This window comes from Chloroflexota bacterium, from assembly GCA_040902225.1.
Taxonomy (GTDB): domain Bacteria; phylum Chloroflexota; class Limnocylindria; order QHBO01; family QHBO01; genus CF-167.
Genome location: JBBDXT010000004.1, coordinates 547776 through 567783, shown reverse-complemented (window position 1 = coordinate 567783; position 20008 = coordinate 547776). Strand labels below are relative to the sequence as shown.

The following is a 20008-nucleotide window of genomic DNA, read 5'->3' as shown; positions in this document are numbered from 1 at the left end:
CGCTAACCCTCTCCCTCGGTGGTGGGCGCCTGGTCGCTGGCCTCGGCGCCCATCCCTCGCCCAAGCTGGCTGATGGTCAGCTCGGCTTCCCGCAGCCGGAGCTCGGCCGCGGCGTGCAGGCGCAACGCCTCGCGGTAGCGGGCGATGCTCTCCTCGAGCGGCAGATTGCCGGCCTCCAGCGCCTGGACGATGCGCTGCAGCTCGGCGACGAGCTCGTCGAAGGGCCGCGCGGCAAGATCAGCGGCTGCCTCTGGCTCGGTCATCACAGCACCTCCTCGTCCGACCCGGCGGTCGTCTCCACGCGCGTGCGGATCGTACCGCGGGCCACCACCACCTCCAGCGGCTCCCCCGGCCTGGCCTGGGCAGGGTCGCGTACGATCGTGCCGTCGGCGAGCCGGGCCACCGCATAGCCACGCTCCAGGGTGGCCGCCGGCGAGAGGGCGCGCAGGGCGTCCGCCAGGCCTCGCAGCTGCGTCAGCTCGTGGGAGGTCCGTGCGCTCAGCGCGCGGTGGCCGCGGTCGACGAGCTCGGCGGCGCGCTGACGGGCGGCAGCGGTATCGGGCAGCAGGCGGATGAGGGCACGCCCCTCCTGGCCCAGAAAGCTGCCGCGATCGGCGAGGCCGCTGATCATTGCCGCCGAGGCACGGTCACGCAGGCGATCCAGGATGGCCGGGAAGGTGGCGAGGTCCGGGACCGCCTGCTCGGCAGCCGCAGAGGGGGTCGGCGCGCGGAGGTCAGCGGCGAAGTCGGCGAGCGTCACGTCCGACTCGTGCCCGACCCCCACCACCACCGGCATCGGCGCCTCGATCACGGCGCGCACCACGCGCTCGTCGTTGAACGACCACAGGTCCTCGAGCGAGCCGCCACCGCGGGCCAGGATGACGAGGTCGATCCGCTCGTCCGTGTAGAGGCGGTGCAGCGCGCGCACGATCGCACCCGATGCGGTTGGGCCCTGGACGATCGTCGGTGACAGGACCAGCTCGGCGATCGGGTAGCGCCGGCGCATCACATTGCCGATGTCGCGCCACACGGCGCCGACCGGCGAGGTGACCACCCCGATCCGCCGCGGCCAGCGAGGGATCGGGCGCTTGCGACCCTCGTCGAAGAGCCCCTCCGCGGCCAGCTTGGTTCGGAGCGCCTCGTACTGCTGGTGCAGGTCCCCAGCCCCCGCGGGCGTGATGGACTCGACGTAGACCTGGTAGCTGCCCTGCGGCTCGTAGGCGCGCACCTTGCCGTGGCAGATCACGTGCATGCCATGCTCGGGACGCACCGTGGCGCTGGCCAGCTCCTCGCGGAAGAGGACCGCCTTCACCTGGCTGGCGGCGTCCTTCAGGACGAAGAAGCAATGCCCCGATGGCGGGTACGAGGGTTGGCTGACCTCGCCCTCGACCCACACGTCGGCCAGCGCAGGGTCGCCGTCGAGCAAGACTCGCACCCGGCGGTTGAGGTCCGAGACGCGCAGGATGCGTGGCGCCGGGCGTGGCGCCTCCCAGAGGGTGGGCTGATCGGAATCGGGCGTCATCGGGCCTATTTCAGGCGGGTCATGTATTCGCCGGTCCGCGTGTCGATGCGCAGCATGTCGCCCTCGTTGACGAAGAGCGGCACCTGGACCGCCAAACCGGTCTCCATCGTGGCGGATTTCTTGGCGCCGGTGGCGGTGTCGCCGGCGAAGCCCGGATCGGTCTGGGTCACCCGCAGGTCGACGGCAACCGGCAGGTCGACGCCGAGCACCTCGGCGTCGTACATGCTGACGAAGACCTCGGTCCCCTCCTTCAGGAACCGAGCGTCCTCGCCGATCTGCTTGGCGCTGACCGCGAACTGGTCGTACGTCTCGTTGTCCATGAAGTGGAACGAATCGCCGTCGCCATACAGGTACTGGACCTTGCGCTGCTCCACCCGGGCGCGCGGCCAGCGGGTCCCCGCCTGGAAGGTCCGTTCCACGATGTCGCCGCGACGGACGTTCTGGAGCTTCATTCGCACCTGCGCCGATCCACGCGCCATCTTGATGTGCGTCCAGTCCAGCACCTTCATCAGCTGCCCGTCCAGCTCGATGATGACGCCCTTCTTGATATCGCCGGTGTCAATCATGCGGCACTCCGATCACGCCGCGGGGCACTCGGCGTTGGCCTTGGCGATGTTGGCGTTGTGCTGCGGCAGGGTCGCTGCGAAATAGTGCGACCCGTCGCGCACGCCGCCGGGGCAGGCCGCCACGAAGTAGAAGTAGCCGCCGCTCGTGTCGGGCGCGGCCACGCCGGCGAGCGAGGCGATCCGCGGCGAGGCGATCGGCGACGGCGGGAGCCCCTTGACCCGGTACGACTGGTAGCCGGCCAGCTCCTCGGGGAGCACCACCTCGCCCCCCGCGGTCTGCAGCTGCGGCCACCACTCGATCCCCTGCCACTCGGAGATCGGCCGCGACCCGAACTCGGCCGTGGCCAGCCCGTACTGGAGGGTCGGGTCGGCATTCAGGAGGCCAACCGTGCCGGCGGTCGGGTTCTTGATGCGGTTGAGGTAGACGCCGGCGATGATCGGCCGCTCAGGGTCCTGGACCGCCTCGCGCTCCACGATGCTGGCCACGGTCACCGCCTGGTCGATCGTCAGCCCCTGTGCGGCAATCCCGTCGCGGATCTCCTGCGTCAGTCGCTCCCCGAAGGTGCCGAGCAGCTTCTCGAGCACCTGGCGTGCGTGGTCATTGGCGTCAACCCGATAGGTGTCCGGGTAGAGATAGCCCTCGAGGCTGCGGCCCTCCGGCAGATCGGCCAGGAAGTCGAACTGGGCGACGAGGTCGGCCGGCGGGGCCTTCGCGAGCGCCGCAAACTCCTCCAGGTTCATGGTCAGCTTCGTGGTGCCCAGATAGCCGACGACCTGCTCCAGACGCCAGCCCTCGACGAGCGTGATCGTGACCTCCTCGCCCGCCTCCTGCTTCAGAGCGGCCACGATCTGAGACGGGCGCAGCGCAGGCGACAGGTCATAGACGCCGGCCTGCAGCTCGCCGGAGCGCTCGGCTTGCAGCACCGCGTACTGGAAGGCGAGCTGGCTGCTGATGACGCCCTTGTCGAAGAGGAGCTGGCCGATCTCTGCATCGTTGGTGCCCGCCACGACCTCGACCGTGATCCTTCGTCCATCCTCCCCGGCCGGCTCATCGGCCAGGGCGTTGGGGCGGTACCACTCCACGAAGTCGCGCACGACGCCGTGCTCGATCGAGCCGGGATGCTCCTCCACCCACGCGAAGAGGCGGGGCGAGAGGGCCAGCAAGCCCACAAAGAGCAGTACGACGGCCAGCGCGATGACGGCGCCAAACCAGGCGACAATGGTCAGCGGCTGGAACGTGCGGCGCCGCCGCATCGGCGCGTCGCGCTGGTCGCGGAGCTCGCGGATCCGAGCGTTGCGCTGCTCGTTCTTGTTCCAGCGGGGATCAGGCTGTCGGGTCATCTGGTCTCCTGCGGTCGAGCCATTCTTGCAGGATGAGGCACGCCGCCGCCGAGTCCCTTTCGCCCGATCCCCGCTCCGGCCGGCGCCCCGCGGCCGCCAGCTGCTCCCCCGCCTGCCAGCTGGTCAGCCGCTCGTCGACGAAGACGACCTCCAGGCCGATGGCGGTCAGCTGCTCCCCAAACGCCCGTGCCGCAGCCGCCTGCGCCCCCTCGCTGCCGTCCATGTTGCGGGGCAGGCCCACCACGATTCGGCTCGTGCCCTCGGAGCCTGCCAGCGCGGCGATCTGCTCCAGGTCGGTAGCCACATTGCCGCGCAGCAATGCCGGACGAGGGAAGGCCTGCCGGGTCTCCTCGTTGCCGACCGCCACACCGATGCGCCGGCTGCCGTGGTCCAGGCCGATGACGGCTGTCATCAGTTCAATGACTGGGCCGGCGCCTGGCCGGGTGACTCGGTCGGGGTCTGGACCTCCTCCCTGATGTCGATTCGGAAGGTCAGCCGAGGGAGCCGATCCACCCAGGCCGGCCACAGGTCGACGTCGACGTCACCAAGCGGGGCGAGCTCAGCCTTGGCCTCGGGGACGGTCAGTCCGGCGATGCGGTCGCGCACCTGGGCCTGGTCTATCTCAGCGGCTGCGGCGGCCGTCACCGAAGCCGTGAGGTCCAGCCGCCCTCCGGCCAGCGTCGCCGGCCCCAGCTCCACCTGGATCGAGTCGGCCACGATGGCGGTTCCCGGCGGCACCTCTTCGCCAAGCGTCAGGAGCGCCGAAGAAGCTGTTGACTCGGCCTCGGCACGGGAACCGTACGCGCGATCGAACGTCAGCGTCCCCCGCAGCTCGAAGGTGGCCTCGTCCTCCTTGCCGACCAGGTCGTCGGGTACCTCGATGCTCGGTACCTCCTCGGCCGTGGCCGCGGCGAACAGGCGGTCCGCATCTCCTGCCAGCGCCGCGTCCAGCTGCGACCGGAGGTCGGCTTCGATGGCGGCCACGACAGCATCGACATCCTCCTGCTGGATCACGGTGTGCGGTGTCTCCGCGCCGCCGGCCGTGGCTTCGGAGTTCGTCACTAAGCGGTTCGGGTTGTCAGGGAATCCACGCAGGAAGAGCCGTACCCCATCGTCGTCCACCGTGTCGATCGCACCGGCTGCGACATTCCCCCCAAGGCCAGCCACGACGGCGGCCACCGCGACGCTCTTCTGACCCGGCTCGATCGGCGCTCCAAACTTGCCGCGCGGAACCACGATCCGCTCGAGCGTGACAAACGCGGTGTTCCCACCGACCGACACGTGCGTGCCCCGGGGGACTTCCACAGCAACCGTATTCCAGTTGAAGAAGGTGACGACCCCGCTGGCCGGAACCTCCTCCAGCCGCTCACCCGTTGCCGTGCCGGGCTCGGTGGACTCCAGTTCGGCGGCCACGTGCCCGGCAACGTCGACCGTGACCGGAATCGAGACCGGTCCAACGGGCGTCGTGGCGGGCGTGATCGTGACGGTTGCCCCGGGCAGCAGCGCGGCGCCCGCCGCAAGAGCCGCGGCGAGGAGCGCCACCAGCCACGGCCAGCGGGGCAGGCCCCGAGTGCGCCGGCGTCCGCGACCCGGTGCACCCGGAGCCCCAGACGGCGGTGGCAGGTGGACGGCCACCGTCTCCTCCATGCCGTCGGTGGCAGGGATCGGCCTTGCAGGCTGGGGCCGTGCGCCGCCCGCGCCGCGGACCACGTGAATTGGCGCACGGGTGGGAGTCATCGGCTCCGCGGGGGATGGCGTTGGCGAGGTCGCGTCGGCGACCGAGGCGAAGGCGGCGATGCCAGCCTCGCCGGCAAGCGACCGCGTCGAGGCATCGGCCACCAGCGCCACGGAGCGACCGGTCTCGGCCGCGGCACGCCCCAGCAGGCGCAGCGCCACCACGCTCGAGGTCGCGCGGCTGCGGCCGGGAGCGACCAGCACGACGCGTCCGGCATCGGCCCCACGCAGGCGGCGCACCACCGAGGTGATCTCGTCGTCGGGCTCCAGGTAGAGGAGCTGGGGCTCGCCGTCCACGGGGCTCACAGCTGCATCGCCCGCACGGCGGCGCGCATCGCACGCTCGGCCGCGCTGCTGCTGGCGTCGAGGATGAGGGCCTGGTGCGCGAGCGCCATCGGGGTCACGTCCTGGCGCGTCGCCAGCTGCCCGCTCGCATCGTGGAGGCCCACCACATCTGCCGGGGAGAGCGGACGAACCTGGGGTTTTCGCGCAAAGGGCAGCCGATGCCACCATTCATCGCCGTCGAGCGCGGCCACGATCTGCGGCAGCTCCGCGCCCCCGCCGCACAGGTAGACACGGCCGGGCAGCAGCTCCCCCTCGGCAAGGTCGCTGATCATCAGCTCGACGCCGCCCAGCCACACGGCCGCATCGTCGGCCAGCGCCTCGGCCAGCGTCGCCCGGTCGACCTGCTCGGGCAGCTCCCCGTCCGCGGCCGCGAGCTTCAATGCCTCGGCGCGCGAGAAGGAGAGGGCAAAGCGCTCAGCGATCCCCTTGGTGAAGGCCCGCCCGCCGAGTGCCAGCATCTTGGTGCCCGCGATCCCGCCGTGGCGCACCAGGGCCACGTCGGTCGTCCCGCCACCGATGTCCACGAAGACCGCGCCCGCATCCCCCAGCTCGCCGGGATCCAGGCAGGTGGCCACCGCATACGGCTCGGCAATCACTCCAAGCAGCTTGAGACCAAGCTGGCTCGCCACCGACTGCAGGGCACCAAGGTGAACCATCGGCGCGAAGGCGTTGAAGACCGACAGCTCGAGCTGCGCGCCGGTGAAGCCGATCGGATTGCTGACCGGGTAGCCGTCGATCTTGAGCTCGACCACCGCAGCGTGCACCAGGCGCACGTCCAGGCGCTCGACGCCGCTCTCCCAGGCGATGCGGCGCTCCGCGTCGGCCAGGGCCTCGATCTGCACCTGCTCCACGATCTGCTGCAGCTCCGCCTCGGTCATGGGCGCGTGTGGATTCTCGCGGTGCACCGCGCCATTCGAGGTCGTGCCCTTGACCAGCTCGCCGGCGATGCCGATCACGGCCGAGGTCGCCTGCATGCCCGCCATCTCCCGCGCCTCGCCCAGGGCGCGTGAGCAATTGGCGACGACCGCATCAATGTCGCTCACGGTGCCCGACTGCATGTGGGTGAGGCCCTGACGCTGCCGTCCCGAGCCCCGGACCGATCCGACCAGCCGCCCCTCCTCGTCAGGCGTGATGGCCACCACCAGGGCCTTGGCGAACTCGGTCCCAACATCGAGTGCGACGAGCGCCGGCGGACCGGCAGCCGAGCGCCCACCGACCCTGGTCAGGCGTTCGACGAGGCTCCTCAGCCGGTCCTGCACCGTCAGCCGTTCTCGATCCGCTGGAGCGCCTCGAGCGCCAGGCGGGCGCCCTCGCGCAGCGCCTGGTCCAGGCCGGCGAGGTCCTTGCCACCCGCCTGGGCAAGCTCTGCGCGCCCGCCGCCCCCGCCCCCGATCATCGGCGCCACCTCGCGCACGATTGCGGCAGCATCGAACCCTTCCTCGACGAGGTCGCGACTGGCGGCGACCAGGATCGCCGGCCCTCCGCGCTCACCGGCGATGACGGCCACGAAGCGACCCGTTGCGGCGCGCAGGTCATCCGCGAGAGCCCGCAGCGCGGCGCCATCGGCATCGGCGTAGCGCTCGACGACGACCTTCGCCTCACCCGCCTGCTGCGCACCCGCCAGGGCTTGCACGGCATCGAGTCGCGTGGTGCTGGCGTTGCTGCCACCCTTCTCCGCCTCTCGCAGCCGCGCCTGCAGACTCTCGATTCGAGTCGCGACCTGGTCCTCGGCGGCGCCGAGCAGCTGGGCCGCCGTGTGCAGCGCCTCGAGCCGGGAGGCGACCAGCTCATCGGCCGCCGCTCCGCTCACCGCCTCGATTCGCCGCAACCCGGTGCCGATGCTCGCATCACCCGTGATCCGGAAGGAGCCGATCTGCCCCGTCGCCGCCACGTGCGTGCCGCCGCACAGCTCGGCGCTGTAGCCATCGACCCGTATGACCCGAACCCGCTCGGGGGCATATTTCTCGCCGAAGAACATGTCGGCGCCGATCGCCTGGGCCTCGGCCAGCGACATCTCGGTCGGTGTGACCGATGCGTTGCGGCGGATCTGAGCATTCACCTGACGCTCGACGTCGCGCAGCCCCTCCCGCGGCGTGGCCGCGTCCGCCGGAAAGTCGAAGCGCAGCCCATCCGGCCCAACCCAGCTGCCGGCCTGCTTTGCCTGCTCGCCGAGGACGTCGCGCAGGGCGCGGTGCAGCAGGTGCGTGGCGGTGTGGTTGCGCGCCGCCCCCCAGCGTCGCTCCTCGTCGACGCGGGCGTTGACCACGTCGCCGACGGTGAGCGCGCCCTCCAGCCGCCCGACATGCACGATCGCGTCGCCGACGCGCTGCGTGTCGTCCACCACGAGCCTTCCACGCTCTCCGACCAGCTCGCCACGATCGCCGATCTGGCCGCCGCCCTCCGCGTAGAACGGCGTCCTGTCGAGCACGACCTGGGTCGATCCCTCGCCCTCCGCAACCACCAGGACAGCCAGGCCATCTGCCGACGTCTCGTTGGGATAGCCGGTGAACTCGCTGCGCAGCCCTTCGACGCCCGGGAGTGGCGCGAAGCGGCCGGCGCGGGAGCCCCGCGAGCGATCGCGCTGTTCCTCCATGGCGGCCTCGAACCCCTTGCGGTCCACGGTCACGCCACGCTCCGCAGCGATCTCCACGGTGAGGTCGATCGGGAAGCCGAACGTGTCGTGCAGCCGGAACGCCTCGTCGCCGGCGATGGTGCCATTCGGCCCCGCCGCGTCGACCAGCGCTGCGAGCCGCTCGCTCCCCGCCTCGAGCGTGCGTGCGAACTTGCGCTCCTCGGCGTCGACCGTGCCCAGGATCTCTTCCCGATTCGCGACGAGATACGGGTACGCGCCGCCCATCACCTCGATGACGGTCCCGCACGTCTCGGCCAGCACCGCCTGCGTGATCCCCATCAGGCGCAGGTGCCGGACGGCACGCCGCATGATCCGGCGCAGCACGTAGCCGGGACCCTCATTCGACGGCCTCAGTCCCTCGCCGATCAGGAAGGTCATCGCCCGGCTGTGGTCGGCGACCACCTGGTAGCTGAAGCGCTCGCTCTCGACGCTCTGGGGATCGTGGCCAAGATGCTCCGCCAGCCGGTCGATGATCGGGGTGAAAAGGTCGGTCAGGTAGTTGCTGTCGACCCCCTGCACGGCGCTCGCCATCCGCTCCAGTCCCATCCCGGTGTCGACGCTGGGGAACGGCAGAGGCGTGAGGGTCCCGTCGACTGATCGGTCGAACTGCATGAAGACCAGATTCCAGATCTCCAGCCAGCGCGGGCAGGTCTCCGAATGGTCGGGCACGCATTCGGGCCCCTCGGAAAGCTCGGCGCCGCGGTCGTAGTGCAGTTCGCTGCACGGCCCGCACGGGCCGGTCTCGCCCATCGACCAGAAGTTGTGGTCGTCGCCGGCGGCGATGTTGCCCCACTGCGCCATCCGCTCCGGCGGAAGGCCGATCTCCTCGCTCCAGATGCGGCGCGCCTCGTCGTCATCGGTATAGGTGGTGGCGGCGATGCGCTCGCCAGGAATCCCCAGCTCGACCGTCAGGAACTCCCACGCCCAGTGGATCGCCTCGCGCTTGAAATAGTCGCCGAAGCTCCAGTTGCCGAGCATCTCGAACAGGGTGTGGTGACGGGGTGTGCGCCCAACCTGCTCGAAGTCGTTGTGCTTGCCGGCCACCCGCAGGCATGGCTGCGCGTCGACGGCGCGCGTGTAGTCGCGCTTCTCCTCGCCGGTCAGCACCCGCTTGAACTGGACCATCCCCGAGTTGGTGAAGAGGAGCGTCGGGTCGTCGCGCGCAAGGAGCGGAGCCGCCGGCACGCGGGTGTGGCCGCGCGCCTCGAAGAAGCGCTGGAAGCGCTCGCGGATCTCGGCGGCCTGCAGCTCCGGCATCGGTCCTGCCCGTGACCTCGTACTCACCACGAGAGCCGGCGACAACCGGCTCTCGACTCCTCGTGCGTGATTGCGCGCGAATGGCCGGTCAGGAGGCAGCGCCCTCCGGCGCAGGCTCCCCACCGCCGGCATCGTACGCGGACATCATCTCCGCGCGTGCCTTCTCGGCCGCCGCGCGACCCTCGCTGATCGCCTCACCGATGGCTGCCTTCTTCTCGCCGACGAACTCACCGACCTGCTCGCGAATCTCGTCACCCGTTCGCGGGGCAAGGAGGAGGCCGATGGCGGCACCGATCAGTCCGCCGATCACGACTCCTGCGAGGAAGCTGCCGAACCCGGAATCTTTCATGCTCTCGGTCCGTCCCTAGCGTTTGCGTCCGCTGATTCTAACGATCCGTCCGTTCCCCGTCCCGACCACCGCGGGCAGGGCGCTCGGGGGGCGGCCGCGAAGGTCCGAGCTGCGCCAGCAGATCGGTGGCCAGCATGGCGAGCTGCGCACCCAGGCAGGCGGCCAGCAGGTGGAAGTCGCCGATCCGCACCAGCTCGAGGCCGGTTCGCGCCCCGATCGCGTTCCCCGCGGCGGTGCCCAACAGCGAGGCGAGCGCCAGGATCAGCAGCCGCCGGTCCCAGCGACCGCGGAGAGCGGTGAAGACGGTCAGGTTGATCGCCGCCACGAAGGCGGTGAGCACCATCCAGGGCGTCATGTCGCGCGGGCGATGCGACCGCCGCCGAGGCACTCCTCTCCGTCGTACAGGACCGCCGCCTGCCCCGGCGCCGGTGCCCAGACCGGCTCGGAGGTCTCGACCAGGAGCCGCTCATCCCCGATCACGGTGACCTCGCACGGCACCTCCGCTCCACGGTGCCGGATGCGGACCGATGCGCTGAAGCGATCGGCCGGCGGCGCCCCCGCCACGAAGCGGCGCCCCTCGACCGCGAAGCTGCGCGCGGCGATCTCGTCGCGCCTGGCCACTACCACCGTGTTCGAGGCAGGGCGTACCTCCTGCACGAAGACGGGCTCGCCGAGCGCGACGCCCAGGCCGTGCCGCTGTCCAACGGTGTAGTGCGCGTACCCGGTATGGGTGCCGATCCGCTCGCCACCGGTGTCGACGATCGGGCCCGGCTCGCCGAGGTATCCGCGCCGCTCGGCCAGCAGCTCGCGGTAGTCGCCGGCGGGCACGAAGCAGATCTCCTGGCTCTCCGGCTTGTCGGCGGTCGGCAGCTTCAGCTCGGCGGCGATCCGCCGTACCTCGGGCTTGGTCAGCTCGCCGAGCGGGAAGCGGGTGTGCGCCAGCTGGCCCTGGTCGAGGACCCACAGGAAATAGGTCTGATCCTTGTTGGCGTCGGCCGCACGCATGAGGTGGAAGTGACCGTCCCGCTCCTCGACTCGCGCGTAGTGGCCGGTCGCCACCTGGTCGGCGCCATACGCGGCGAGGCCGCGACGCAGCAGCTCGTCGAACTTGATGTACTGGTTGCAGGCCTGGCATGGGTTCGGAGTGGCGCCGGCGAGGTAGCCGTCCGCGAAGGCGTCGATCACCCGCTCCTCGAACGAGCGCTCCAGGTTGAGGGCGAAGAACGGGATCCCCACCAGCTGCGCGACCCGGCGGGCGTCGTCGTGCGCGTCGGGCGAGCAGCAGCTCCGACTCTGCTCGTACCCCTCGCCACCGTCAGGGTGAAGCCGCATCCAGACGCCGACCACCTCGTCACCGCTCTGGCCCGCGTCGCGCGCCAGCAGCGCCGCTGCAACGCTCGAGTCCACGCCGCCGCTCATGGCGGCAACGATGCGGGCCATCAGGCCGATGCCACGGTGTTTGGTCGCGCGGCCTGCTCACGGATGCGGCCGATGGTCGAGCGCAGGACCTCGGTCGCTCGTTCAATGTCGTCGAGCGTCGTACCTCGGCCGGCGGTCAGGCGCAGCGCACCATGGGCACGCTCGGCGTCGATCCCCATCGCCAGCAGGACGTGGCTCGGTTCGGCGGAGCCGCTGGTGCAGGCGCTGCCCGTGCTCCCCTCAACGCCCTCCAGGTCCAGCGCGGCCACCAGGTCTCCTCCCTCGACGCCGTCGATCAGCCAGCTGGCGCTATGCGGCAGGCGCTCGCTGGGATGGCCGCTCGGCTCCACCCCGTCCAGCTCCCGCATGCCGACAAGGAGCCGATCACGCAGGCCGGCCAGACGCCCATTCTCGGCGTCGCGGGCCGATCGATCGCCCTGGGCCAGCTCCAGGGCCCGCCCAAAGCCGACGATGCCGGCCACGTTCTCCGTTCCAGCGCGCCGCTGCCGCTCCTGGGCGCCGCCCTGGATCTGCGGCAGGAGTGCCGTCCCCTGCCGCACGAACAGCGCGCCGACCCCCTTGGGCCCGTACACCTTGTGCGCGGCCAGGCTCAGCAGATCGACTCCCAGGTTGTCGACGTCGAGTGGAAGGAAGCCCGCGGCCTGGATTGCATCGGCGTGGAAGAGGACGCGGTGACGGCGGCAGATGGCACCGATCTCCGCGATCGGCTGGATCGTGCCGACCTCGTTGTTGGCGTACATGATCGAGACCAGGCTGGTGTGCTCATTGATGGCGGCCTCGACCGCGGCGGGGTCAACGCGGCCGAATCGGTCGACCGGGACGACGGTCACCCCGAAGCCGGAGCGCTCCATGATTGCGCAGGCATGCAGCACCGCCTTGTGCTCCACGCCGCTGGTGACGATGTGCCGTCCCTTGGCGCTGGCCGCCCAGGCGGCACCCTTGATGGCGAGGTTATCGGCCTCGCTGCCGCCGCCGGTAAAGACGATCTCGCGGGGCCTGGCGCCCAGGATCGAAGCGATCCCTTCCCGGGCCTCGTCGAGTCCCTGCCGCGCCCGTCGGCCGGCGGCGTGCGGGCTTGACGCATTGCCGAAGTGGTTCGTCAGGTAGGGCAGCATCGCCTCCAGCACCTCGGCGCGGAGCGGCGTGGTGGCGGCATGGTCGAGGTAGATGCTCATCGGACCAGGTCTCCTAGCAGACCGACCCGGAGCCGGATGTGGGGGTCTCGCTGGACGACGGCGCCGGCGTTGCCAAGGGCATCAGGAACGCGGTGCGCGCGATCGACCGCACCCGGCTGATGCTCGCGAAGTCCAGATTCTCTTGAATGGCCGGTGGCCAGAACTGGTAGGTGGCGATGGTGCCGGGGCGAACGCTGGCTCCGATCGCCAACAGGTCCGGCAGCTGCTCGATCGGGATGTTGGTCCAGAGCGAGTCACGGGCGATGTCGAGCAGCTCGGGGATGCGCGGGATGAGGGTGCACGGGTCGAGCTGCTGGCGGAGCGCCAGCAGCACCTCCTGCTGCCGGTTCATCCGGTTGTAGTCGTTGTCCTGGTGGCGCGAACGCGCGTAGGCCAGCGCATGCCAGCCGTCGAAGTGGTGGAAGCCTCTCGCAATGTAGACGGTGACATCGCGCTTGATGCTGAAGGGATCCGGATAGGTCGCATCATAGATGGAGTCCTTCGTCGTCATGTCCAGCCCACCCAGCGCATCCACCACGTGAATGAAGCCGCCGAGGGTGACAACCACCTGCCCGTCGATCTGGAGGCCGGTCAGCTCGGCGATCGCCTCCTGGACGGCCCGATAGCCGCGCTCCTCATCAGGGCCGGGGAAGATCTCGGGATGAGCAATGGCGTAGGTGTAGAGCGAATTCAGCTGGTCCTGATAGCACCGGCAGTCGAAGGCCTGGGCCGGACCGTCCGGCAGCGGGACGTTCAGGAGGTTGCGCGGCAGCCCGAACAGCGCAGCGCGCCCGGTCCTGACCTCGATGCTCAGGATGACCATCGTGTCCGTGCGCAGGCTGAAGCGCCCGGGGCCGGCGTCTCCCCCGACCAGGAGCAGATCGAGCCGCCCGTTGTCACCCCACGCCGGTTCTGGAGTGGGGATCGGCGTCGGCTCGGGCGTCGGGCCGGGCGTCTCGCCGGGTAGCCGGCTGGCGGCGGGGACCGGCGTCGCGCTGCCGAACGGGTGGGAGATGGCGACCACGGTGTCATACGCCTTGATGCCGACGAACCCCAGCCAGCCGTGCATCAGGAGCGTGCTGCCCAGCAGGGTGCCCAGGAGGACCAGTCCGAGCGCGGCCCGGAAATCCGGGATCGGCGGCCAACGGCGCGCCGCCGCTCGATACGCGTCCACGATTGCGAAGAGGCGGTAGACGAGCACGGCGATGTTGAGCGCGATGAGCGGCAGCAGAACGCTCGGCTGGAGCAGCAGGCCCAGGGAGCGGGCCTTGCCCTGCACGATCATGACCACCACGCCGGCGCCCAGCAGGAGCATCATCGGCACCGCGAACATCAGCGCCCGACGACGCGAACCGACCCAGCCTTGACCAAGGCCGGGCCACACGAACGAGAGCAGAGCTGCGATCACGGCGGAGTGCCGAATCGCGGCGATCAAGCGGGGCGCCACGGGCGGCAGTCTACGACGCTGGGACATGGAGGTGTGGATCGGTGATCGTGCGAACCCTCGACGATGTGGTGGGGAGTGACCGGGATGTCGCGGGCGAGGGCTGGCGCAGCCGCCGCCTCCTCTTACGACGCGACGGGCTGGGCTTTTCGTTGCACGACACCACCGTGGCGGCAGGAACCGAGCTCACCCTGCAGTACAAGCATCACCTCGAGGCCTGCTACCTCATGGCGGGTGAGGCGGAGCTGACCGACCTGTTAACTGGTGAGCAGCACATCCTTCGGCCTGGGTCGATGTATGCGCTCGACCAGCACGACCGCCACACCCTCCGCGTGCGGACCGACCTCCATCTCGTTTGTGTCTTCAACCCGGCGTTGACCGGCGGCGAGACGCATGACGCAGATGGAAGCTTCCCGCCGCCGACCGATTAGACGCTAGCGCTTCCAGCCCTCGAGCAGGAACGAGCCCGCGAACGCGGCCAGGCCGAGCGTCACGAGGTCCAACGTGCCGACCTTGAACTCAAACGCCGCAAGCAGAAACAGCACAACCGCGACGAGCAACAGAATTGCGCCCGGCTTCAGAGACATCCTCTCCTCCTCTGCATTCGCCCCCTTGCGTGATTACACCGCGACTGTCAATTGCAGGCGTCATCGATCTGGGCCGACGAGCAGCAGGTAGAGCGTCTCTGCTCCCTCCAGCTGAGCCGTGATCGAGTAGGTCATGCCGTCCTTGTGGGCGCTCGCGCCGCCGAACACGAAGTCGGGACTGTCCTCGCCCGCGGGCGGCTCAGAGGCGAGAGGCGATGACGGGTTGAGCGTCCAGCCGGCAGCCGTCCATTCCGCTCGGTAATGGTCGATCACTGTCTCTCGTGGGTGTGCCGAGTTGAAGGCCGCCGCCGCTTCCGGAGTACCCCGGCCGCTGAATTCACGCAGCCTGCCGCCAGGGCCGCCACACCAAGTCCGATTGCCAAGATCAGGCGGATCGGTCGCCGAGGCATGGCTAGGACTTCTCTCGGTCGTGATCCACGACGCGCAGCGACAGCTCGGCCAGCTGTTCGGGAGTGATCGGCGACGGCGCGCCCATCATCAGGTCACTGCCGGATTGCGTCTTGGGGAAAGCCATCACCTCGCGGATGTTGTCCTGGTCGGCGAGCAGGGCGGACCATCGGTCCAGCCCGATCGCGATGCCGCCGTGTGGAGGTGCGCCATATTCGAGCGCATCGAGCAGGGCGCCGAACTGGTCGCGCATCCCCTCCACGCTGTGGCCCATCAACGCGAAGGCGCGCTCAAGCAGGTCGCGACGATGGATCCGAATCGATCCACCACCGAGCTCCCAGCCGTTCAGCGCCAGGTCGTACTGCTGGGCATGGACGGCGCCGGGATCGGCCTCCATGCGTGCCTCTTCATCCCAGAGCGGTGCGCTGAACGGGTTGTGGGTCGCATCCCAGCGGCCGAGGTCCGCGTCCCATTTGAACATCGGGAAGGGATAGACCCAGACATACGCCAGCGTGCTGGCATCGCGCAGGTCGAGCCGCTGGCCCATCTCGAGCCGCAGCCGGCCGAGCGCGCCGGCAGCGACGAGACGATCGGCATCGGCCACCATGAGGAGCAGGTCGCCTGCCTCGCCACCCACCGCTTCCAGGATGGCTGCCGTCTGCGTCAACGACAGGAACTTACCGAGCGGGCCGTGAAGGGAGCCATCAGCTTGCACGGACACGTGGATCAGGCCCTTGGCAGCGTGGCGCTGGGCAAGGTCGGTCAGCTCGTCGAGCTGGCGGCGAGAGTAGTCACCGCAGCCTGGTGCGCGGATGGCGAACACGGCGCCACCCCCCGCGAGCGCTTCGGTGAAGATCCGAAAGTCGACGTCGCTGACCGTCTCGCCCAGGTCGATCAGCTCCATCCCGAAGCGCAGATCGGGCTTGTCCGATCCATATCGGCTCATCGCCTCCTCGTAGGTGAGGCGCGGGAACGGAGTCTGCAGGATCGGACGCTCCGGGAGCACCTCGCCGCTGACGGCGGTCACCACGTCCTCGACGGTCGCCATGACGTCCTCGGCTGCCACGAAGCTCATCTCGATGTCGACCTGGGTGTGCTCCAGCTGCCGATCGCCGCGCTGGTCCTCGTCCCGATATGCGCGGGCGAGCTGGTAGTAGCGGTCGTACCCGGCCACCATCAACAGCTGCTTGAGTTGCTGCGGGGACTGCGGCAGCGCGTAGAACTTGCCGGGCTGCACGCGGCTGGGCACCACGAAGTCGCGCGCACCCTCGGGCGTGCTGCGGATCAGAGTCGGGGTCTCGACCTCGACGAACCCGAATGCCTCCAGCTGCCGGCGAACGGCACTCGCCAGCCGTGCCCGCAGCAGGATCCGCCCCTGGAGCGGAGGCCTGCGCAGGTCAAGGTAGCGATAGGTCAGGCGCAGCGACTCGTCGAGGCCGGGCTGCTCCTCGTTGACGTAGAACGGCGGCAGCTTGCTGGGGTTGAGGACGGCGAAGGTGTCGACCGCGACCTCGATCTCGCCGCTCGCCAGCTCGGCGTTGGTCGTCCCCGGAGGCCGATGGCGCACCACGCCTTCCACCTGCACCACCCACTCGTTGCGTGCCGGCTCGGCGGCGAGATGGGCATCAGCTGCGTCGTCCGCGTTGGTCACCACCTGGGTGATCCCGTATCGGTCGCGCAGGTCGAAGAAGGCCAGATGGCCATGGTCGCGGCGCCGATGCACCCAGCCGGCCAGCGTCACCCGCTCTCCCACGTGGGAGGCGCGCAGCTCGCCGCAGGTGTGACTCCGGAAGGCCTGGCCCATGGGAGGTCGAATGGTACCGGAGCGTGGGCCGCTCCGAGCCTGCCATGATGCCGCCCGTGATACGGCTCATGGCGCTGGTGACACTGCTCGCGATGCTCGGCGCGGCGGGCGTCCTGGTCTATGCCGGGGTACAGCGCTACCGCGGCCGCGAGATCTCGCGCGCGACCGTGCGCCTGGTTGCTGGCCTGGAGGGGGCCAGCGGCGCGATCGGCTTCCTCTTCATGCCCGAGCTGGGTTATGTCGCGCTCTTCTTGGCCATTCCCACGTTCGCAACCTACTGGCTCGTGCGGCGAGGTCACGGGGTGGCGGCCGGGACGCTGCTGATCGCTCTTGGCTTGCCCGGGGCCGGATGGTGGGGCTATTTCCTGGTCCAGGATGCCCTGAATCCCGACCTCGTCTACGACGCCGTCCTGTGGCTCTGGTGGGCGCCGGAGGTCGTGCTGATCGTCGTTGGGGCGCTGCTCATCGCTCGAGGAGATCGCCCGGTGCCCGTGCCGCCGCTTCTCGAGAGAGCCGCCACCCAGATCCGCGATCCCGCCGCGATCGGGAGCGCCATCCTGCGGGAGACGGCCATCGGCCCGATCCCGATCCAGACGCTCATCGGCATTGCCGCTGCCCTGGTGATCACCGGGTTCGGGCTCCCGCTGGCGGTGCAAGCCGGCGTGCCCTGGCCCGTGGGGCTGCTGGCCGGGACGGTGGCCTTTGCCGTGATCGCCGTCGAGTTGGGTTACGTGACGATTCCCGGGGGCGTCCGGAGAGCGTGGGAAGGCTACGCGGTCGTCGGCAATCCCGGCATGAAGCGATGGGTTGCGATGGTGGGGACGCCGGTGCCGGCCACCTTGCCGGCGATGCATCGATGGCTGGAACGAAACCCCGAACGGCCGGAGACGCGCTGGGCGCGAGCCGAGATCCTCCTCCTCACGGGGGACCTGGTCGAGGCACGCGCGGTCACCGAGCGCATGCCCATCGTGAGCGAGTGGGATCGATTCGAGCAGCAGTCGCTCCGGGTCTACCTGGGATGGGTCGAGGGTGGCGATCCGGACTTCGACTCGTTGCGGGAACAGGCCGAGGCGGTCGGCGACCCCGACTCCGCCGAGCGCCTGGCGGCGCGCGGCGAGGCGGTGATCGCGGACGCTCGCGCATTGGCCGCCAGCGGCGGAGACTGGAAGGCGCCGCTCATCGCGCTCCGCGACGAGGCCGGGCCACGAGCCGATGGTTTGTTGCGCGAAGACCTGAGGCGGGCCTCGTACCGCCCGTTCCTGCTCTTCGGACTCATCCTCTGCGGCGTCGTCCTGCTGATCAGCGGGCTGATCTGATAGGGGCTAACGCATCGACCCGGCTACCTCGTCGAGCCGGACCTGGCGCTGCTCGCTGGCATCCAGGTCGCGCAGGGTCACGCTCCCCTCCGGCAGCTGCGGGTCGACGATGACAGCAAAGCGTGCTCCGAGCTTGGCAGCCGACTCCAGCTGCCTCCCCAGCTTTCGGGCGCTGCCGTCGGCGCGCACGCGGAGGCCGGCCTGACGCAGGGTCCCGGCGACCGCCAGGCGCGGCGCAAGGGCATCCGGATCCGCGCCGACCACGACCACCAGGGGTGCGCCTGCCGGCACCGTAACGCCCTGCTCGGCTGCCGCCAGCACCGTCCGATCAATCCCGATCCCGAAGCCGATCCCCGGCATCGGGGGCCCGCCGAGGAGCTCCGCCAGCCCGTCGTAGCGGCCGCCGCCACCGAGCGCCTGCTGCTGCCCCCGACGGCCGGCAACGTAGAACTCGAAGGTGGTGCGCGTGTAGTAGTCGAGGCCCCGCACGATGCGATTGTCGACCTCGTAGCGCACGCCGAGGTCGTCGAGCAATGCCTGGACCGCCACGAAGTGCGCTCGGCACGGATCGCACAGGTGGTCCATCGAGCGGGGGGCGCCCGCAGCGAGCTCCGGATCAAGATCCTTGCCATCGAGGACACGCAGCGGGTTGACGCTCAGCCGCCGTCGCGAGTCATCGGTCAGGCGGTCTTCGTTCGCAGCGAAGTACTCGATCAGGGCGGTTCGGTAGCCGGGGCGGCACGTCGCGTCGCCGATCGAGTTGACGTAGGCCACGACGTCGCCCAACCCCGCCCCCTCGAAGAAACGGTGGCCGAGCTCGATGATCTCGGCGTCGACCATCGGGCCCGGATCGCCGATGACCTCGACGTCCCATTGCACGAACTGCCGGAAGCGGCCGGCCTGCGGGCGGTCGTAGCGGAACATGGGGCCGATCATCCACAGGCGCTGCGGACCTGGCCGCACGTGCATGCCGTGCTCGAGATAGGCCCGCACGATGCCGGCAGTGGGCTCCGGTCGGAGCGCCCACTCGGCGCGCTCCTCCTCGCTGCCGGCCGCCCCGCTGACGCGGAACATCTCCTTCTCGACTGCGTCGGACGACTCACCCAGGCCGCGGCTGAACAGCTCGATCCGCTCGAAGAGCGGCGTCTCGATCCGATCGAGCGCATACCGGCTGCTCAGGTCCCGGGCGATCTCCTCGATGCGGCTCCAGGCGGAGCCGTCCTCGGGGAGCAGGTCGCGCGTGCCGCGCGGCGCGGAGACGGGACGGGACATGTGCGGAGTCTACCGACCCATACCCTCGGGAAACGCTCCCTGCCCGTCAGCGAAGATTGAGTCGATCGAAGGGCAGAGGCTCTCATTGCATCAGATAGCGAGCGGCCATCAGCTTGGTGGCTCGCCCAACGACGAGAGGAGAGCCCAAGTGCGAAAACTGCGTGTCCTCATGGCGGCAACCGCCGTCATGATGCTACTGGGTACACCAGTATCGGGAGCGCCAGCGTCCAACGGCGATTTCGTATCGGGCAGTGGCTACCGCCTTAGCGCAGATGGCAATGAGCGGAGGGTCCAGTTCAACGCATATGCCCAGGCCGATACAAACGGTGCGTGGGGCTCGTACTGGTACCGAAACCTGGCGATAAACCTCACCTTCAGCGGCCAGGTGAAATGCCTCGACGTTTCCGGCAACCAGACCGCCATCGGCGGCGTGATCACGAGGCTGACCGCTGACCCTTCGCCGGGCTTTGGCGTAGGTGACAAGTTCCTGGTGTTCCTGATCGACAATAGCGACCAGAACCCAGCCAACCCGGACGTCGTGAGCGGGACGTACATCCTTCCACTCGACTCCACTGCGGTTGCCGTGCCCCGCAACTTCCCAGCAACGTGTCCTGACGCGGCCACGACCGCACATGACGCCTTCCTTGTGCAGGGCGACATCGCGATCGGAAACGTGAACTCGTAGCCAGCACTTGGCTGCGGCAGTGACGAAGTGCCACGGCTGGCTTCGGCGCCAGTGAGGGGAATGGGCGGATCACCCCGCCCATCTCCCACACCTCCGCAGCACCGTGAATGCTTGCCACCTCACGCACTCAA

At 69.7% G+C, this 20008-nt stretch carries 20 protein-coding genes; 3 read left to right on the top strand and 17 right to left on the bottom strand.

The genetic code is table 11. From position 1 onward, the window contains the following. Positions 1–2: 2 nt before the first annotated feature. The 13 genes from xseB to WEB29_05025 form a co-directional block, all read right to left on the bottom strand. Positions 3–263, bottom strand: coding sequence for an exodeoxyribonuclease VII small subunit (gene xseB / locus WEB29_05085; protein ID MEX2136324.1), 261 nt, complete (start codon positions 261–263; stop codon positions 3–5). Further along, positions 263–1522, bottom strand: a complete 1260-nt coding sequence (gene xseA / locus WEB29_05080) for an exodeoxyribonuclease VII large subunit (GenBank protein ID MEX2136323.1) — start codon at positions 1520–1522, stop codon at positions 263–265. The genes xseB and xseA overlap by 1 nt, the downstream gene beginning before the upstream one ends. Before the next feature lie 5 nt (positions 1523–1527). Further along, complete coding sequence (efp, locus tag WEB29_05075) at positions 1528–2088, bottom strand: elongation factor P (protein MEX2136322.1); 561 nt, start codon at positions 2086–2088, stop codon at positions 1528–1530. A 12-nt stretch (positions 2089–2100) separates the two neighbouring features. After that, positions 2101–3429: an endolytic transglycosylase MltG gene (gene mltG, locus WEB29_05070; protein MEX2136321.1), complete on the bottom strand. Its 1329-nt coding sequence runs from the start codon at positions 3427–3429 to the stop codon at positions 2101–2103. After that, positions 3413–3841: a Holliday junction resolvase RuvX gene (gene ruvX / locus WEB29_05065; protein MEX2136320.1), complete on the bottom strand. Its 429-nt coding sequence runs from the start codon at positions 3839–3841 to the stop codon at positions 3413–3415. Before ruvX ends, mltG begins: the two co-directional genes overlap by 17 nt. Continuing rightward, positions 3841–5460, bottom strand: coding sequence for a baseplate J/gp47 family protein (locus WEB29_05060; protein ID MEX2136319.1), 1620 nt, complete (start codon positions 5458–5460; stop codon positions 3841–3843). The genes ruvX and WEB29_05060 overlap by 1 nt, the downstream gene beginning before the upstream one ends. Before the next feature lie 5 nt (positions 5461–5465). Continuing rightward, the gene (locus WEB29_05055) at positions 5466–6767 is read right to left on the bottom strand and encodes a cell division FtsA domain-containing protein (protein MEX2136318.1); all 1302 of its coding nucleotides are present in this window, start codon (positions 6765–6767) and stop codon (positions 5466–5468) included. Positions 6768–6769: 2 nt separating this feature from the next. Next, a complete protein-coding gene (alaS, locus tag WEB29_05050) occupies positions 6770–9397 on the bottom strand; it encodes an alanine--tRNA ligase (protein MEX2136317.1) in 2628 nt (875 codons plus the stop codon). Positions 9398–9485: 88 nt separating this feature from the next. Then, the gene (locus WEB29_05045; protein MEX2136316.1) at positions 9486–9746 is read right to left on the bottom strand and encodes a YtxH domain-containing protein; all 261 of its coding nucleotides are present in this window, start codon (positions 9744–9746) and stop codon (positions 9486–9488) included. A 37-nt stretch (positions 9747–9783) separates the two neighbouring features. Further along, on the bottom strand, positions 9784–10101 hold the full coding sequence (locus WEB29_05040) for a hypothetical protein (GenBank protein MEX2136315.1): 318 nt from the start codon (positions 10099–10101) through the stop codon (positions 9784–9786). Then, positions 10098–11186 carry a tRNA 2-thiouridine(34) synthase MnmA gene (gene mnmA, locus WEB29_05035; protein MEX2136314.1) on the bottom strand — a complete coding sequence of 363 codons (1089 nt, stop codon included), beginning with the start codon at positions 11184–11186 and terminating at the stop codon, positions 10098–10100. The genes WEB29_05040 and mnmA overlap by 4 nt, the downstream gene beginning before the upstream one ends. Next, positions 11186–12361 carry a cysteine desulfurase family protein gene (locus WEB29_05030; protein MEX2136313.1) on the bottom strand — a complete coding sequence of 392 codons (1176 nt, stop codon included), beginning with the start codon at positions 12359–12361 and terminating at the stop codon, positions 11186–11188. The genes mnmA and WEB29_05030 overlap by 1 nt, the downstream gene beginning before the upstream one ends. 13 nt (positions 12362–12374) lie before the next feature. Continuing rightward, positions 12375–13808: an LCP family protein gene (locus tag WEB29_05025; GenBank protein ID MEX2136312.1), complete on the bottom strand. Its 1434-nt coding sequence runs from the start codon at positions 13806–13808 to the stop codon at positions 12375–12377. Positions 13809–13849: 41 nt separating this feature from the next. On the opposite strand from WEB29_05025, the gene WEB29_05020 reads away from it, so the two are divergent. After that, positions 13850–14236 carry an ectoine synthase gene (locus WEB29_05020; protein ID MEX2136311.1) on the top strand — a complete coding sequence of 129 codons (387 nt, stop codon included), beginning with the start codon at positions 13850–13852 and terminating at the stop codon, positions 14234–14236. Between the two features lie 3 nt (positions 14237–14239). On the opposite strand, the gene WEB29_05015 is transcribed toward WEB29_05020, so the two are convergent. The 3 genes from WEB29_05015 to aspS form a co-directional block, all read right to left on the bottom strand. Then, complete coding sequence (locus WEB29_05015) at positions 14240–14392, bottom strand: hypothetical protein (protein MEX2136310.1); 153 nt, start codon at positions 14390–14392, stop codon at positions 14240–14242. A 60-nt stretch (positions 14393–14452) separates the two neighbouring features. Further along, positions 14453–14665, bottom strand: coding sequence for a hypothetical protein (locus WEB29_05010; protein MEX2136309.1), 213 nt, complete (start codon positions 14663–14665; stop codon positions 14453–14455). 139 nt (positions 14666–14804) lie between these two features. Beyond that, complete coding sequence (gene aspS, locus WEB29_05005) at positions 14805–16604, bottom strand: aspartate--tRNA ligase (protein ID MEX2136308.1); 1800 nt, start codon at positions 16602–16604, stop codon at positions 14805–14807. 56 nt (positions 16605–16660) lie between these two features. Between aspS and WEB29_05000 the strand changes: the two genes are divergently transcribed. Then, positions 16661–17920 (top strand): hypothetical protein, encoded by a 1260-nt coding sequence (locus WEB29_05000; protein MEX2136307.1) that lies wholly within the window; start codon positions 16661–16663, stop codon positions 17918–17920. A 6-nt stretch (positions 17921–17926) separates the two neighbouring features. On the opposite strand, the gene hisS is transcribed toward WEB29_05000, so the two are convergent. Next, on the bottom strand, positions 17927–19192 hold the full coding sequence (hisS, locus tag WEB29_04995) for a histidine--tRNA ligase (GenBank protein ID MEX2136306.1): 1266 nt from the start codon (positions 19190–19192) through the stop codon (positions 17927–17929). A gap of 148 nt (positions 19193–19340) precedes the next feature. Between hisS and WEB29_04990 the strand changes: the two genes are divergently transcribed. Continuing rightward, complete coding sequence (locus WEB29_04990) at positions 19341–19877, top strand: hypothetical protein (GenBank protein ID MEX2136305.1); 537 nt, start codon at positions 19341–19343, stop codon at positions 19875–19877. Positions 19878–20008 lie beyond the last annotated feature (131 nt).